This window comes from Paenibacillus sp. RS8, from assembly GCF_041956825.1.
GTDB lineage: Bacteria > Bacillota > Bacilli > Paenibacillales > Paenibacillaceae > Paenibacillus_AQ.
On record NZ_CP168131.1, the window covers coordinates 5,864,211 to 5,879,544 of the forward strand.

17 protein-coding genes are annotated in these 15,334 nt (G+C 41.0%); 2 read left to right on the plus strand and 15 right to left on the minus strand.

The features are described 5' to 3' along the window. Positions 1-197: 197 nt before the first annotated feature. The 5 genes from ACDZ28_RS27665 to aroA form a co-directional block, all read right to left on the minus strand. Positions 198-377 (minus strand): hypothetical protein, encoded by a 180-nt coding sequence (locus tag ACDZ28_RS27665; protein ID WP_375103318.1) that lies wholly within the window; start codon positions 375-377, stop codon positions 198-200. Positions 378-507: 130 nt separating this feature from the next. Further along, positions 508-1,089, minus strand: coding sequence for a hypothetical protein (locus tag ACDZ28_RS27670; protein WP_375103319.1), 582 nt, complete (start codon positions 1,087-1,089; stop codon positions 508-510). 226 nt (positions 1,090-1,315) lie between these two features. Beyond that, positions 1,316-1,909, minus strand: coding sequence for a hypothetical protein (locus tag ACDZ28_RS27675; RefSeq protein WP_375103320.1), 594 nt, complete (start codon positions 1,907-1,909; stop codon positions 1,316-1,318). A gap of 344 nt (positions 1,910-2,253) precedes the next feature. Beyond that, entirely contained in the window at positions 2,254-3,309 is a 1,056-nt protein-coding gene (aroC, locus tag ACDZ28_RS27680; RefSeq protein WP_341113719.1) for a chorismate synthase, read from the minus strand. A gap of 18 nt (positions 3,310-3,327) precedes the next feature. After that, entirely contained in the window at positions 3,328-4,674 is a 1,347-nt protein-coding gene (aroA, locus tag ACDZ28_RS27685) for a 3-phosphoshikimate 1-carboxyvinyltransferase (RefSeq protein WP_375103321.1), read from the minus strand. A gap of 106 nt (positions 4,675-4,780) precedes the next feature. Between aroA and ACDZ28_RS27690 the strand changes: the two genes are divergently transcribed. Further along, the gene (locus ACDZ28_RS27690) at positions 4,781-5,659 is read left to right on the plus strand and encodes a LysR family transcriptional regulator (RefSeq protein WP_375105426.1); all 879 of its coding nucleotides are present in this window, start codon (positions 4,781-4,783) and stop codon (positions 5,657-5,659) included. A gap of 61 nt (positions 5,660-5,720) precedes the next feature. On the opposite strand, the gene ACDZ28_RS27695 is transcribed toward ACDZ28_RS27690, so the two are convergent. Then, complete coding sequence (locus tag ACDZ28_RS27695) at positions 5,721-5,981, minus strand: helix-turn-helix domain-containing protein (RefSeq protein ID WP_042129035.1); 261 nt, start codon at positions 5,979-5,981, stop codon at positions 5,721-5,723. 15 nt (positions 5,982-5,996) lie between these two features. Beyond that, positions 5,997-6,989: a hypothetical protein gene (locus tag ACDZ28_RS27700; protein ID WP_341113726.1), complete on the minus strand. Its 993-nt coding sequence runs from the start codon at positions 6,987-6,989 to the stop codon at positions 5,997-5,999. A gap of 421 nt (positions 6,990-7,410) precedes the next feature. Here ACDZ28_RS27700 and ACDZ28_RS27705 point away from each other — a divergent pair, with 421 nt between their 5' ends. Continuing rightward, a complete protein-coding gene (locus tag ACDZ28_RS27705; RefSeq protein WP_375103322.1) occupies positions 7,411-8,037 on the plus strand; it encodes a class I SAM-dependent methyltransferase in 627 nt (208 codons plus the stop codon). Positions 8,038-8,214: 177 nt separating this feature from the next. On the opposite strand, the gene ACDZ28_RS27710 is transcribed toward ACDZ28_RS27705, so the two are convergent. The 8 genes from ACDZ28_RS27710 to ACDZ28_RS27745 all read right to left on the minus strand — a co-directional run bounded on the left by ACDZ28_RS27710 (position 8,215) and on the right by ACDZ28_RS27745 (position 15,325). After that, positions 8,215-8,313: a sporulation protein YjcZ gene (locus ACDZ28_RS27710; RefSeq protein WP_139328621.1), complete on the minus strand. Its 99-nt coding sequence runs from the start codon at positions 8,311-8,313 to the stop codon at positions 8,215-8,217. Between the two features lie 384 nt (positions 8,314-8,697). Continuing rightward, positions 8,698-9,324, minus strand: a complete 627-nt coding sequence (locus tag ACDZ28_RS27715; protein WP_042129040.1) for a type 1 glutamine amidotransferase family protein — start codon at positions 9,322-9,324, stop codon at positions 8,698-8,700. 110 nt (positions 9,325-9,434) lie between these two features. Then, positions 9,435-10,397: a helix-turn-helix transcriptional regulator gene (locus ACDZ28_RS27720; RefSeq protein ID WP_375103323.1), complete on the minus strand. Its 963-nt coding sequence runs from the start codon at positions 10,395-10,397 to the stop codon at positions 9,435-9,437. Positions 10,398-10,530: 133 nt separating this feature from the next. Then, entirely contained in the window at positions 10,531-11,394 is an 864-nt protein-coding gene (gene sigJ, locus ACDZ28_RS27725; protein WP_042129044.1) for an RNA polymerase sigma factor SigJ, read from the minus strand. Between the two features lie 39 nt (positions 11,395-11,433). Continuing rightward, a complete protein-coding gene (locus ACDZ28_RS27730; protein ID WP_375103324.1) occupies positions 11,434-12,618 on the minus strand; it encodes an NAD(P)/FAD-dependent oxidoreductase in 1,185 nt (394 codons plus the stop codon). Positions 12,619-12,906: 288 nt separating this feature from the next. Then, a complete protein-coding gene (locus ACDZ28_RS27735; protein ID WP_375103325.1) occupies positions 12,907-13,671 on the minus strand; it encodes a VOC family protein in 765 nt (254 codons plus the stop codon). Between the two features lie 2 nt (positions 13,672-13,673). Beyond that, complete coding sequence (proC, locus tag ACDZ28_RS27740; protein WP_249923637.1) at positions 13,674-14,513, minus strand: pyrroline-5-carboxylate reductase; 840 nt, start codon at positions 14,511-14,513, stop codon at positions 13,674-13,676. Beyond that, positions 14,498-15,325, minus strand: a complete 828-nt coding sequence (locus ACDZ28_RS27745) for a MetQ/NlpA family ABC transporter substrate-binding protein (RefSeq protein ID WP_042129053.1) — start codon at positions 15,323-15,325, stop codon at positions 14,498-14,500. Before ACDZ28_RS27745 ends, proC begins: the two co-directional genes overlap by 16 nt. Positions 15,326-15,334: the final 9 nt, after the last annotated feature.

Genomic DNA, 15,334 nt, shown 5'->3' on the forward strand with positions numbered 1-15,334 from the left:
ATTACAATATATTCTTTTCTCTTTCTGGAATCAATCAAAGTGATTTTGGCCTTCCTTAGAACGTTGCTAAGTAAACGTCAGTGCTTTTTCATGTGATACATCCAAAATCCAGTTATCAAACACCCATGAAACATCGCCTGCGTTATAATAAGCTACCGATTGATATTTATTGGTTCCAACAGATTTAATATTCTCCTTCAGGATGTATAGCCCTCATACCCTTCTGGGCTCTTCATCATCTTAAGCACATCATTATGAATATACCAATAACTGACCGAAATGAAATTTGAGCTTTCACGGCTTGAAACTGCGAATAAATCAGGATCACCTTCAACACTAAAAACTTCTTTGTTATCATAATTAAATCTTGCGTTCACCAATAAACAAGAACTTCACACGTCTGATTCCGCTTCCTAGCTTCTTCACTTCTGGAGTTCCAAGGGTCGTATGGCCCGATGCGTGAATGCGTTGTTGTGTGATGGATTGTGACCTCGAATCATAGACAAACTACAAATCTTTAAATCCCTTCAGATAATCATTATAGTATTTCCAAGATTCCTCTTCATTTGATAAAACAATATCTAACATTACCCTCAACATCAAAACAGGTCCCGAATGCACTTCATCCACTTGTTCAATATCTATGTCCGTATCAATAGCTAGTTCAAAGTTGAGTATCCACCACTTATCAATATGTTCATACAAATTAATCAAATCAATAAATAATTTATAGTGCTCCTCATCATTAATTCCATGAAAAATACTATTTCCCATTTCATGAGAGAGTTTATTACGATAGTCTTTCAATTTATTGAAATTTTCTATATCTTCTTGTTTAATGACCTCCATTTCTTTAAACCAATCTAGAGAAGCATATAGAGGACTCTTATTCCTCGATAAAACTTTAGTTCGATAGTTTTCATTAATTATCCAGCCATTTGAGTCAAACCCATCTGTAAAGAAAGTTTCGGGGTGAGCAATTATACTGTCTTTTAATAGCTCAAATGCAGTAATAAACATTGAAGACTTGATCAAATTTCCTTTGAGAATTTCAGGATTCAAAAAATTATTCCATGGATCTGTCTTCATAGCCTCACCTACTACTAGTTATTTATCACAATCTTCCACGTAACGTTCTTATATTCACGAACCCGAAAGCTTAAAAATGCACTGTGCCGGGTCAGACAGATTTAAATTCACAGGGTTATGAGCTGAAAACATCCTTACCTTCCACTTCTCGCGAACAAGGGCGAAGATTAATTCGTAAATACGTTACTATTTGTTGGTTTCCAACTCCTTGAATATGCAATCTTAATTATTTTATTAATTCATTTGCTATAAACTCCATTTCACCCATCATTGCATGTAATTCCTTAAAATCTAGAAAGACCTTATTGGATTTAATTCCTTGATTCGTTATCCAAATAGGTATACTATTTAATTCCTCTATGATGCCACTACTTATAGTGCTGTCATAGTGTTTCGATACATTATAAAGTGTATTAAGTCTATCAATAGAAGAACCCTCATTTTTTATAAACAACTTATTAACTTCATCAACCATTTTATTACCTAGCATATATGCCTGATACAGATGGGAAATCGAAGTCTCAATACAAACAACTGCTGATAAATATGTAGATATACTTACTTTATCGTGACATAGAAAATCATCTAGTAAATAACTTCCAGTATTATACTGATGGAATGTAGATTCTATTCTTCTTAAAAGATTCATCAAATATATTCTTTGCTTTTCTTCATATTGATATCTTAGAGTAGCATTTAACAAAAAAACATTGACCCACTGTACTTCATTACTATATGGAATAGTATTATTTTCAGTTAAGCTGGATAGATCCGCAGAGATAAAATTATCTAGCAAATAATTAGAAGGTCTAAACTCCATTGATATTCACTCCAATTTTTTTTGGCAATTGCACATAACGTAATATTTACGAAGTCCGTAAAAATAAGAACAACAATTCAAACCCATCGTGTTTAAACAGCCCTTTTAAAGCTCACTTTTATCATACCATTAAATGTAAGAATAGGATCACTAAATCCATACTTCCAAACAAAAAAACTCCCGTCATAACATCAACAGAAGCTTCTTTGAAAAATTGATTTTCACCAACATCTCATCAATGACAGGTACGTGTGAAACTTTTATTAGATATCCCCAATATTTATATATAAGGGGTTTTATGGAAGTGATATCAAATCAAACATTAACATTATGCCACTCTTGATTTATCCAAGCATAGCAGCTTGTCGTTTATACTGATCCTCCAGCACTAAACAGACCATAGCCTCTACAACAGGGACAATTCTCGGGCAAATACATGGATCATGTCTACCTTCAGTGCGTATCTCTTGTTCTTCGCCTCTGATGTTAGTCGTTTGCTGTGGTACAGAGATGGAAGACGTCGGTTTTACGCTAATCCGAAATACGATTTCTTGTCCGGTGCTAATTCCCCCGATGATTCCTCCGGAATGATTGGTAAGGAAACCATCGCTATTCATCGCATCATTATGCTCACTCCCCAGCATCGTTGCCGCTTCGAAGCCAGCTCCGAATTCTATCCCTTTAACTGCGCCAATGGACAGCATGGCTTTCGCCAGTTCTGCATCCAATTTATCGAAAACCGGCTCTCCAAGACCCGGAATTACGCCACGAATGCGGCATTCCACGATACCTCCACAGCTATCTCCAACCTCAGCTAACCGCTCAATCTTTTGAATCATCTTGGCAGCTGCAATCGGATCACAGGCGCGGACAGCATTTTGTTCAATAATCTCCTCATCGAAGGATTCACACTTTATACCACCGATTTCTTGTGAGTATGCTACTACCTGCACGCCTCTTCTCTCTAACAGCTTACGGGCTATTGCACCTCCAGCCACTCTTGCCGCAGTTTCTCTGCCTGAAGCACGTCCGCTACCGCGATGATCCCGGATGCCGTATTTCTCTAAATAAGTAAAATCGGCATGGCCCGGCCGAAAAGCATCCTGTATCTCACTATACGCTTCTGGCCTCATATCGTGGTTTTGTAGAACTACAAAGAGTGGTGTCCCTGTTGTTTTACCCTCAAATACTCCTGATTGTATGTGGACAACATCATATTCTTTACGAGGCGTAGTCACTGAAGATTGACCCGGTTTTCTCCGATCCATTTGCTTCTGAATATAAGCTTCGTTAATCTCAACGCCAGGTGTTACACCATCCACTATGACACCTACCGACACACCATGTGACTCACCGAAGGTTGTAATTTTGAACACTTCACCGAATGTATTTCCTGCCATTATATATGCACCCCTTATTTAATATTGGATCTGTACACCTAACGCTGACAATCTGTCAAAATAATCTGGACAGGTCTTGGAGACACAACCGGGGTCAATTATCTGAATATTCTCAATCTTCAAGCCGATTAAAGAAAGCGCCATAGCCATGCGATGATCGTCGTGAGAATCTAGCAAAGCGGGAATAGGCTGACCCGGATATACCGTTAGGCCATCCTCAAACTCATCCACACGGATTCCGAGCTTACTAATTTCCTCACATATCGCGGATATCCGATCACATTCATGATGTCTGATATGCGTAGCATCTTTCAAAGTGATTGGAGCGTCGGCAAAAATAGCCATAGCAGCCACAGTTAGTGTTTGATCCGACCATTTCTTCATACTCACTGTGAATCCACCCTTAATCTGTGGGACACCTTGTACTTCAACATAGTTCTCCCCATGAAGAACGGTACAGCCCATTAACTCCAGAACGTCTAAGAACTCGATATCAGGTTGACTTGTATTGCTAGCATTGATCCCTTCAATTCGTACACGCCCTGCCGTAAGCGCAGCTACCGCCCAAAAGTAACAGCATGTGGATACATCAGGCTCTAAAGTAATCGTGTGACCTTGATACTTTCCCGTTGGAACTGTTATCGAGTGACCATCCTGAGAGGCTTCTGGTGTTACACCAAATGAAGCCATCATAGCAAGAGTCATCTCGACATAGTCTCTTTGCACAACTTCACCATCAATAAACACGGTTACCGGTTCTTTGGCATACGGTGCAGCTAGCAGCAATCCGCTAATAAATTGACTTGAAGTAGAGCCGGGTAGTGTTGCCTTTCCTCCTTGCAGACCTTGTGTCTCTAATGTAAAAGGTAAACAGCGTTCGGCTTGCTTATACTCAAACTGTGCGCCAAGGTTCGTTAATGCGTCGAGTAATGGCGCCAGAGGTCGCTCACACAGTCGTTTACTTCCATTCATTGTCCAAGTGCCATTCCCTGCCGCGAGTGCAGCGGGTAAGAATCTCGCAACTGTGCCTGCCGCTCCTACATATAGTTCCCCAGTCGGATTCGGCCAATTGCCTCCACATCCCTCGACAACTGCTGTCTCTTCATCTATCACAACGGAAATTCCAAGTTTCTTTAAGGATTCAATACACCAATAAGAGTCGTCACTTCTTAATATTCCCTTTATTTCTGAACGTCCTTCAGCTAAAGCAGCGATTATCAAGGCCCGATTCGTCAGACTTTTGCTCCCTGATATAATTATCGTCCCATTGATTGCCGCTTCCGCTGGACTAACCTTCACTACTTGTTTATCGCTATTTGTTGACCAAGGAGAACGCGCTTCTAAGTCCGGTTGATTGGATTCCATTACATCCACCCCTTTGAATTATTCCTCTAGACTGATTATAATAAATGAAATGAAATAAATGAAATCGTATTTTCACTATAATGATATAGAGGTGATCTATACCACCATGTTCAACTTAGAATGGTATCGAATTTTCTGGCAAACGGCACGTCATCGAAATTTAACAAAAGCAGCAGCGGAACTGCATATTACACAGCCCTCTGTGAGTTATGCCATTAAACAGATGGAAGAGGCCTTGGGGCTGAAGCTGTTTCACAGGTTATCCAAAGGTGTAGAACTTACAGAAGAAGGGCGAGCTCTTTTCGAATATGTAGAGCAATCCTTTACTATGCTGGATTCTGCACAAAAACATCTGAAGAACTTGAAGCAATTAAATGAAGGAGAAATACGCATCGGAGCTAGCGATTATCTGATCAAGCATCTTTTGTTGCCGCAGTTGAACACCTTTCATAGCACATACCCAGGTATACGAATTCGGCTTTCACATGGGAAGACACCCGATATCACTAAGCGTTTAAAAGATGGTGAGATCGACTGCGCCTTTGTACATATGCCTCTTCAAGATCCACTGCTAAACATCCAGACACTCGCGGTGTTGGAGGATTGTTTTGTAGTTGGTGAAGCCTATAAAGAAATAGCGAATCGTTCATTAACCATGAAAGAAGTGTCAGAGCTGCCGTTAATCCTATTTTCACAGGGGAGCAGTACAAGAGTATTTGTAGAGCAATGGTTTGCAGCTAAGGGACTGTCGGTAATTCCAGATATTGAGTTGGGGAGTATAGAACTGCTAGCAGAGTTCGCTAGATTAGGGTACGGGGCTGCTTTTATTAGCCGTTCTTTCGTGCAAGAGGATATTCATAGTCGAAAACTTTATGAGCTGAAGCTAGACGATCCGCTTTTACCTCGCAGTATAGGTTTTGCAGTACGACGGGATAGAAAGCTATCTGTTGCGGCTGAGCATTTCGTTCGGATGATTGGTACGTAGTTATCAGAGAATGTTAAATTCTTTGACTAAAAAAAGAAAAAAACACCGGAATTCCCAGTGTTTATTTCATTCCTAAAGCTTCTTTCATTTGTGGGATAGATAAACCGTTGGCTTTCATCTCTTTGATCCAAAGAATGCGTGCGACGGTTTCCTCTCTTTTATATCTGCGTGTTAAATTCTCCTCCGCCTGTTCAAAGGGCAGCATGCCTTCCTCTGTGTAATGTTTGAGTGTACTGTAACGGGCATTTGTGATTCTTACCAATTCACCTATAGATACATACTCTGACGCCAAAATATTCTCCATGGTACGTTGTCTAGACATTGATTACCAACTCCTTTACAGCGGGCGTTTCGGAACAATACGCACACCTTGAATTGGCACTTTCATCATTACAAAATGCGGGATCGCATCATATAACAAATTATCAATTTTAAGAGTCGCAATCGATCCTCTCTCCATCACCTTAACTTCATGTCCATAGGACTCTAATCTTGTAATAACTGCGTCTAGTCTTTGATTAGAATTATCAAACCAAGACTCTGTTTCAATAAAGACAGCTCGTGAACGCTCTAGGGCAGGGAAGATTAGGTTGATACTGCTACCGATAAATGTCTTCGCAAACTTTGTCTTCAATTCTAAGAAACGTTTAAGACCTAACTCAATTCCATGGCGAATTTGTATAGAAAATAAAGCCTTTGCCCATAAATTACTTTGGTATAGTTCATGTAGTTTGATATTTACCTTTTCTAATTCATTCAGCGAGAAAAAAGCATGCATACATCCACTTTCACGAAGTAGCCATAACATACAAATGACCTCATCCGTTACAGGACCCTCTTCCAAAATTTCTGCCCGAATGTTCTCTGTAATGCTTGTGTATGCCTGCATATTACTGCGATAAGCTCTAACTTCAACTTCAGCAGAGTCAAAAAACATGTCGCTCCCTAACAGACTTGGGATATCTTCAAGCAAATTCATTGCTTTAAGATAATCTGAAATCGCGGTTTCAAACTTTTTCAATTGATTGTTAGACGGCATGGATGCCTTTTTTAACCACCAATTCAGGTCACCCTTCACCTCAGCACTATTATGAAATAAGGGTTGTAGAACAGTTTCTCTATAAAGAGTTGAATGAGATTGCTCAAGAGCTTCCTTATGCAAAATTAAGTTGTACTCAGATTGCGTAATACTTTCCTCTAAGTAAAGCTCCAAGATAACCGCAGCCGCCATACAGCGTAAAGACACTTTCTTGACAGTAGTCATATGAAGACTTCTCTGTGCATTTAGCGCAATCAATGAGAAACTCGGCGCTAATTTTAAATCCATCATAACCATCCACCCCTATCCATAAATTCGTATTTACTGGATGATGATATTTATTCCGAATGTCGAGCGTGTGATTCACTTACTACTTACTACTTACTACTTACTACTTACTACTTATCATTTACAATACACCAATTTAACATTAATTGTCAATGATCTTAGGCAGCGTAATCATATCCTTTCACGCAAAAAAAGCCAGACCACCGAGCAATTACATACATTGCTTGACGATCTGGCTATTGAGTTTTGTACACAAATCAAAAGTTTTATGCTCCCCGTTCTTAAATTCTTTCCATTCAGCGCTTTCGAATCCTAAAAGGTTTTTTATGTATGTCCTTAAGTCAGTAATAATCAACATTGCGGTACAATGTTGATTTCCATTCATATTATAAAATATAACCCGCAGTGAAAGGAATTTAAACTCATGGAATATTTGAATATGCTGGCTAAATTAGGGGTTGGGAATGCTCACCCTGGAGGGTTTACTGCAACTTTAAAGCAATTTGAACAATATCCTCTACCCACTGCCTCCCAAATTCTTGAAGTTGGATGTGGAACCGGCAGAAGCTCTTGTTATTTAGCTGCACAGGGTCATGATGTAACAGGTGTAGATATTCAACCGGATATGATCTCAAAAGCAAAAATACGGGCTGAAAAAGAAAATGCTTCCATTGAATTCTTAGTAGGGGATGCAAGCTCGCTGCCTTTTCCTGACGAGTCATTTGATGTGATTCTTGTTGAGTCTGTATCTATATTCACTGATAGGGATACAGCATTTTCGGAATATTATAGGGTTTTACGGACTGGGGGCAAGCTTTTTGACAGAGAAATGGTCCAATATAAACCTATACCCACAGAAATCAATCAAGAGATCACTACTTTTTATCATATTGAAAAGCTATGGAATATTAGTGATTGGTCAGCATTAGTAAATGCAACAGGATTCAATCATTCCCAGATCGATGGTCCCTTCTTGTTTCCTAAATCAAGTGAGGATCTTATAGAGCATCCAGACCATTATCAACAAATGGATGCTGATTCCTTTTCTTGACCACACGATTTGGGAAGTGATCAGTAAGTACAACAGTATAATGGACCGTTATCATGAATACATCGGATTTATTCTCGTTATTGGAACGAAATAAAGGATTGGCATGTCCATCAACATTTGCAAAAAAAGAACAATAGCCTTGGAACAGTGGCTATTGTTCATTCTGATAGCCTGCTATTATACAAAGAAACAAGCAGATAATATAATTACCAATAAGATATAAAGAACCAAAATTTCTCCAGTAGAAGTGAATCTGCCTCCAACTCCACAGCTCATTGATTATCCCTCCCTTTTACTTCCTAAAACATCATATGCACCACTATTCTAAAAGTATGGACTATCACCTAATTAACATGAGCTGACGGATTTTAATATCCTACTCACGCTGGAAATAATAGCGAAATTGGTCCCAACATTTAGCGCTAATGTCTCCCAAGTAGATGATAAGGAATTGTCGCAAATTCGAACCCGCTTCGAAAAAATCGAAAAGATTCTTAGTGAGGTAGAATAAACGGCGGAATTGCAACAGTCACCCCAGTAAAGACCTATCCGATAAGATATGATGGACTTTTGTTATATCCTCCATTAATTTGTGGCCTTCAGACATTATTCGTGAATCAACAACACACAGCACTTCACATCCCTTATATTCCTATACTGTCATTGGATTGAATTCATTAACTCGTAGAAATATTTAGGTTCATGAGTTTTATTAAGACGATACCAAGCGTCTAATGTTTTTGGAGAGAATACATCTAGAGCTTTTAAAACATGAACAGAAAATTCTAATGGAGCTACTCCGGACGCGGTAATCAATTTCCCATCGGTGACAGCAGATTCCATTTTGTAATATTCTTCGCCCGTGTAAGAATGGCAAATCATTTTAAGGTAGGCCAAATCATTGCTTGTGTGCCAACGTGAATCTAACAATCCTGCTTGAGCAAGTCCTAAGGTAGCACCGCAAATTGCTCCAACTACTATCCCTTCCTTTAAACACATCTCGGCAATTTTTAATATGGGCACGTGAATAGCTTCTGTCCATGTATTTCCACCAGGTAAAATCAGTGCATCTACGCTTTTAATGCTGCACTCATCCACTTTAATGTCAGGCATTATTTTCAATCCGCCCATTGTAGTTACTGGAGTCTTTTCTATCCCAACGGTGACTATTTTTGCTGGAGCCAGCCCCTGTCTGAAGTGTCTTCCAGAGTTCAGCTCGGCGGCTAAATAACCTATTTCCCAATCGGACATGGTATCAAACACATAAAGATATACTGTATTATTCATTTCTAAGTGCTCCTCATAAAGTTTATTAGGTAACAGCAACCATTCATCTTTAATGAGTGGTTATCATTATAATAAAACAACTTCACTGACATCTACTGTCAGTGAAGTTGTTAAACTTGATAATATTCCATTAACTCTGAAGCAACCGCCACAAGTTTATTCTTTAGATTCTGTGGCTCTATAACTTGAATGGATTTCCCATAGGGAAGAATTATATACGGAACATATGCATACAGTGATTCTTCCTCAAGTAAAAAAAATGCTTGCGTTGATGTCCGCTCCTGCAAATGATGCTCCATAAACCAATGTATGCATAAATCATCCAACGCCTCTGCCCTGCCACCAATAATTAAAGAAATTAATTCGGACTTACCTACTACATCTGGTAACAGATTTTTCATAAAAAAAGTACGCGCTGAAAAATCATTGGGACGCCTAAATGAGAATGGCGTGCGTGTGATGTTCAGAATTCGTTCTACCCGAAAGCTGCGGATCTCATTCCGCAGGTGGCAAAATGCAATTGTGTACCACTTATTGTTCCAATTAACCACGCCATAGGGGTCTATTACCCTATTTTGGGACTGCTCTTCATGACTGTTACGATAAGAAATTTCTACAGACCATTCATTTGCAACAGCGTGCTCCAATTCCTGCAATACCGGCTGAACAGCGGGGTATCCCCTGCGGTTTATTACTTCAAATCCGGCTAAATGATGGCTTAGTCTACTTTCCTGCTCCTGATTCGAATACATTTTCAACTTGGATGTTGCATTCTCTAATGCCTCACTCAAAGGATATCCGGCTTCTTTTGCAAATTGGGCAGCATGAAGCAGTGTCTTTTTTTCATCAATACTAAATAGCAGAGGAGATTTGATAAAATTGTGCAGCAAGCTATACCCGCCATTGTGCCCTGTGTCGGATATGATAGGGACGCCACTGACACATAGTGCATCAATATACCGATAAACTGTTCTTATATTTATCTCTAACTTTTCCGATATTTGCTTTGCAGTCAATTTCTCTCCCGAATTCAACATCCATAGAATTGTTAGCATATTATCATTTTTTGGCATAACATAACTCCTTGTTATTACTAATCAACTCCGTTAGTGTTACCGGAGTTAAGGACAAGGAGCGTAGCCTATTTAGGCTCGCTCCCCCACATCTCCATAACGGTTCTAACGGCGATTTTTTCAAATCCTCTGTTCATTTCAATAAATGCCTCAGCTTATCTGGGTTCCTAACAAAGTATAAGTTGCGAATCGAATTTCTCTCGACATGCATTAGCGCAACAGTAACGATGCCATCTCCTGAACGGACAACGAGTCCTGTTTGGCCATTTATATCCCTCATTTCTACATGCATGCCTCCTTCGTAATGAGGAGCCTTACGAGTTAAGCCGAGAAGGAAACGGGCGACGAGATCGCGCGATTCAATAGGATGGACGGCGGCAGAGGCTTTACCCCCTCCATCTGAGACCAACACGACATCTTTGGCGAGCATGGATATAACCCTATCCACGTCACCCTGTTCGAGAGCCGCTAAGAGTCGACGGACCCACTCTTCGCTTGCAGCTTCGGGATTGACTGGTTCATCGGGGGTAATCCCCATTTTTCCTCTCGCACGGCTGATCAGCTTGCGGCAATTCGCTTCGCTTTTGCCAACGAGTTCAGCAATATTAGCATATTCAAAGCCGAGCGCCTCACGAAGCACGAACACTGCCCGTTCCGTAAGGGACAGCCTTTCAAGCAATACGAGCATAGCATAAGACAGCAGCTCGCCTTGAACAACCGATTCAAACGATTCATCATTCGGAGTAAGAAGGGGCTCAGGAAGCCATTGCCCAAAATACTGTTCCCGCCGCTTACGCGCCGAATTGAATAAATCCCGACAGCGATTAGTTACCATTTTGCACAAATATGCTTTAGGTTCAACCAATCGATCCAGCTCTACATCATACAACTTCAGGAATACGTCCTGCACAGCGTCCTCCGCATCGGAGACCGATCCAGTCAGTTGGTAGGCAAGCGTAAAAAGCAGCCCTTTATAATGCTCATATAACTCTTGCATCTTAAAATTCCACCCTTTTCCACTAACCCTCTGTTTACATTATTTTAACAGACTTGCCGAATCCCATGTGAATTTCCTTATTCGCCAACCCAGCTTTCCTGAAAAAATAATATCTAACCCCCATTGATGTGTCCATACCATTCCCTGCTCCGGACCTAAGGCAAAACAAAAAAAGTAAATAAATTCCTTATGCATGGGTGCCGGACGCCCTGCAATATCCGCCGATAAAATCTTTCCAAGCCTTGCTGCTTGGGCGGTCGCTTCCTTACACGTCTTCCCGTCCACCCGTCCGCTAGCAGGGTCTACGATTCGCGCGCAGTCGCCGATACTGTATACACCCTGGGCCCCTTGAACTCGATAACTTGCATCTACGATCACGTATCCTTCCGGAGTGATCGGTAACCCGATGCTTTGCAGCATTGGGTTGGGTAACAGCCCCAGCGTCCAGACACATAGGCCAGCGGACATCGTCTCGCCGTTAGATAAGGTTAGCACTCCCTCTTTCTCCTGTAACACCCTACTTCCATGTAAGGTAGTTACTCCGATAGCGTCAAGTGAACGTTCCAGTTTAAGCCCTACTTTTGCCGGGCCTTCTGGGAAAAGTCTCTTATTCGCGTTAAATAAATTTATCCTTACAGCATTCGGGTCAAGTCCCAATGATATCGCATCATCACGAAAAAAATAAGCTAGTTCGGCAGATGTCTCGATGCCGCTTATGCCCGCTCCAACAACGGCAATGGTCATTAATCTCTGACGTTCTTTCGAGCTTTTTTCCTTTACAGCTTTCTTTATATTCGCGCGCCATGCCTCTCGGATCTTCCACGCAGCGTCTAAACTCGCTAATGCCATACCTCCTTGATCAGGGTCGGGTTGCCGCACGACGCTGCCCACCGCCAGAACGAGGAAGTCATATTTTATCGAATTCTTATTTCCTACAGCATCCTGACAGAGTAGCCTTCTTTCCTCTGATTCGATTTTCGTTACAGTAGCCTGAACGAATTCAACCCCCTCGGGAAATAACCTAGTCAGAGGGATAGTAATCTCTTCATCTCTGACCGCGGGCTTAAAAAGCAATACTTTGCGAAAGTGATAAGGGTTCTTATCGATTAAAATAAGTCGGAGTGTTCGTTTACTTGCTTGCCCCTTAAATGTTTTCCGAATCGCTTTAATTGCATTTATACCTGCATATCCTCCGCCAATAACGATGCATGTCAATTCTTTCATTGCAACCACTCCTTATTCCGTCTGCATATAAAACGAGATAAGGAGTCGTTTTGTGACAACAACGATATTTCGATGACTGCCGATTATCTGTACTTGAAAAAGTTATCATATCCTATTTAGCAAACTATCAATCAAGCTAAAGCACTTGTTGAATGATGTGGGCAAACATGTTTATACCACACAAACATAGCTATTCAGTATAAGTCTATGGATAGCAAAAAGACTTACTCGAGGTATCAATACCTTCGAGCAAGTCTTTTTATCTTACATTATAAAGAGACTAATGCCTTATACAAAAACATACTCCCCGTCACCGATCTGAATCGTCTTCCCTTTCAGCGCTAACGAATCCGTTTCAAAAACCACCTGTTTGAACTGGTTCTCATCCCCTTGCACGAAAGCAAAAGACTTATCTTCAATCGTAAGGATAAAAGTACTGTCGTCTGACTCTGTTACAGGCAATCCGAATAACGTTCCCCAATGGTTAGCAGTAGCTGCAGGGTCAGAGACATGGAATACAGCGCGCACGATTTCGACATGACCAGCAGTATGAGGCCGGATGACTCCAGACGAAGTTAATCTTTCTAACCTCTCTGCTTCTGTTCCGCTCCATTGAATGATGAACGGATAGACTAGGCCTTGAAAGTCACCACCGATAGTCATCATGCGCCACTCGATTAATCTTCCCTCATTATCTAGACGCTTCCCATCGATAATTGGAGATAATGATAAACCCGCTGCTTTCAGGGAAGACGCTACTTCTTCAATATCATCTGTCCGGATGACTACTCTGCTTAAGACTTCATGCTCAGGCAGAAGTTTTACCGCGTCTTGCACCACTAGATTATGTTCCGTCGCCTTTGCTAGCTCAAGATTCTCAATACCCAGAAATTCGAGATAGGTCAGCCCGAAATAACTTAATGAATTATATGTGCCCCAATCTTTATGAGAGCCTCCCTTAAAAGCAATCAATCCATGATCTCCAAAAATCTCAACCGGTTTGGCCAGATCATTGACGTAGTGTACTAAATGATCCCATTTCACCGTTGCCATGATTACTTCACTCCCAGCTCAGTAGTACGCTTCACAGCTGCCAGAACACTTCTTTGCAGACCTGCTGCGAAATCACTGTTATTTAATTCGAACAAGCCATGCATTCCGACACCGCCTGGTGAATTATTAATATCAAGCAGTTGTCTTGGATGCAGTCCTGTCTGCTGCAGCATAGCAACCGATCCCATAACGTTCTCCAGCGCTACCTTCCAGGCTTGCTCACGCGGCAGTCCGGCAAGTACACCTGCATCTACAAAAGATTCAATGAAATAATAAATATAGTTGGGGCCAGCCACACCAAATCCAGTGAAAATATCCATCAATGCCTCATCCAGATATTGCACCTTACCAAATCCGAGTAAGAAATGCTCCACTTGATCGCGCGTAGCGTGAGCATTTAACGCAACACCGCTATATCCGTAGCCTGTATCCGTCAAAGTATTGGGAATAACTCGGATTATGGAACGATCAGCTCCAAAATACCCGGCTAATTGTTCATTCGTCACACCCGCTACTATCGATACGATTGCGGCAGTGGATGTAGCAAATTGCTGTACAATTTGTCCAAGTGTAGTCAAATCATCCTGTGGCCGCACCGCAACCACAATCAGATCTGCTGTAGCTAGGCTTTGCTCTTGCGAGCTTTTCGTATCTACTCCGTATTTGGTATTCAAAAACTGAAGACGGGTCTCATTAATGTCTGATACACTAATTTGATCTACAGACAGGGTGTTATTGGATATAGATGCACGAATGATCGCTTCCGCCATCTGTCCTCCACCAATAAAATGGATCTTCTCTTGTGTCACAACATTCACATCCCTCATTAATTGTTGTCCCATGCTTCAGGCAGAATGAAACCATCATATTTCTCTATTCCACGAATATATTCTTCGAACTCTTTAGATTCATAAGCGGCTTTCAAGTCTTTCGCCCACTGTGTATTTTCATCCTTTTTATTAACCGATACGATAATCCTGTGTTCCATAGGTGTATTTTCTATTTTCAAGGCATCCGTAATCTTTCTGTCCGAATTAGCAATATAATTCCCGTTTACAACGCCGTAATCAACATCTTGCAGTGAAACAAGGATTTGAGCAGGATCCAATATTTTAATATCAATGTTATATTTATCCGGCTCCATACTATTGATGTTAAAATCAGCTACGCCCGCGCCATCTTTAATCTTGATCCAACCCAATTCTTCAAGGATACGCAGTGCACGCTCTTGGTTAACCGGATCATTCGGAACAGCTACGGTTGTACCATCTTTAACATCGTCAAGTGTTGTATGATTTACGGAATAAAGACCTTGTGGTGCACCAGGCGCATAAGCAATTCCTACCATGTCTGCTTTGATTTCTTTGTTGATTGCCTCCATATATGCTGTGCTTTGGAAGATACTTGCGTCAATAGAGCCTTCCTTCATCGCTGGATTGACCTGCATATTTTGTGAAAAGGACTTAATTTCAACGGTATAGCCTTGTTTCTCTAGGATGGGTAGAATCGATTGGCGGAATTGCTCCTCATAAGTTCCCACACCAAATCCAATGGTAAGCTTCTTCTTATCTCCGGAATTATCGGATTGACTATTCCCGCAAGCCGTCAACACCGCTAGAACCCCAATCATCAACACTACTATCAACTTTTTCATAACTTCATC

Bases quoted from the DNA above. Each gene is read 5' to 3' on its own strand.
- ACDZ28_RS27670 (WP_375103319.1), bottom strand. From the start codon at position 1,089: ATGAAGACAGATCCATGGAATAATTTTTTGAATCCTGAAATTCTCAAA.
- ACDZ28_RS27675 (WP_375103320.1), bottom strand. From the start codon at position 1,909: ATGGAGTTTAGACCTTCTAATTATTTGCTAGATAATTTTATCTCTGCG.
- aroC (WP_341113719.1), bottom strand. From the start codon at position 3,309: ATGGCAGGAAATACATTCGGTGAAGTGTTCAAAATTACAACCTTCGGT.
- aroA (WP_375103321.1), bottom strand. From the start codon at position 4,674: ATGGAATCCAATCAACCGGACTTAGAAGCGCGTTCTCCTTGGTCAACA.
- ACDZ28_RS27690 (WP_375105426.1), top strand. From the start codon at position 4,781: ATGTTCAACTTAGAATGGTATCGAATTTTCTGGCAAACGGCACGTCAT.
- ACDZ28_RS27695 (WP_042129035.1), bottom strand. From the start codon at position 5,981: ATGTCTAGACAACGTACCATGGAGAATATTTTGGCGTCAGAGTATGTA.
- ACDZ28_RS27700 (WP_341113726.1), bottom strand. From the start codon at position 6,989: ATGATGGATTTAAAATTAGCGCCGAGTTTCTCATTGATTGCGCTAAAT.
- ACDZ28_RS27705 (WP_375103322.1), top strand. From the start codon at position 7,411: ATGGAATATTTGAATATGCTGGCTAAATTAGGGGTTGGGAATGCTCAC.
- ACDZ28_RS27710 (WP_139328621.1), bottom strand. From the start codon at position 8,313: ATGAGCTGTGGAGTTGGAGGCAGATTCACTTCTACTGGAGAAATTTTG.
- ACDZ28_RS27715 (WP_042129040.1), bottom strand. From the start codon at position 9,324: ATGAATAATACAGTATATCTTTATGTGTTTGATACCATGTCCGATTGG.
- ACDZ28_RS27720 (WP_375103323.1), bottom strand. From the start codon at position 10,397: ATGCCAAAAAATGATAATATGCTAACAATTCTATGGATGTTGAATTCG.
- sigJ (WP_042129044.1), bottom strand. From the start codon at position 11,394: ATGCAAGAGTTATATGAGCATTATAAAGGGCTGCTTTTTACGCTTGCC.
- ACDZ28_RS27730 (WP_375103324.1), bottom strand. From the start codon at position 12,618: ATGAAAGAATTGACATGCATCGTTATTGGCGGAGGATATGCAGGTATA.
- ACDZ28_RS27735 (WP_375103325.1), bottom strand. From the start codon at position 13,671: ATGGCAACGGTGAAATGGGATCATTTAGTACACTACGTCAATGATCTG.
- proC (WP_249923637.1), bottom strand. From the start codon at position 14,513: ATGGGACAACAATTAATGAGGGATGTGAATGTTGTGACACAAGAGAAG.
- ACDZ28_RS27745 (WP_042129053.1), bottom strand. From the start codon at position 15,325: ATGAAAAAGTTGATAGTAGTGTTGATGATTGGGGTTCTAGCGGTGTTG.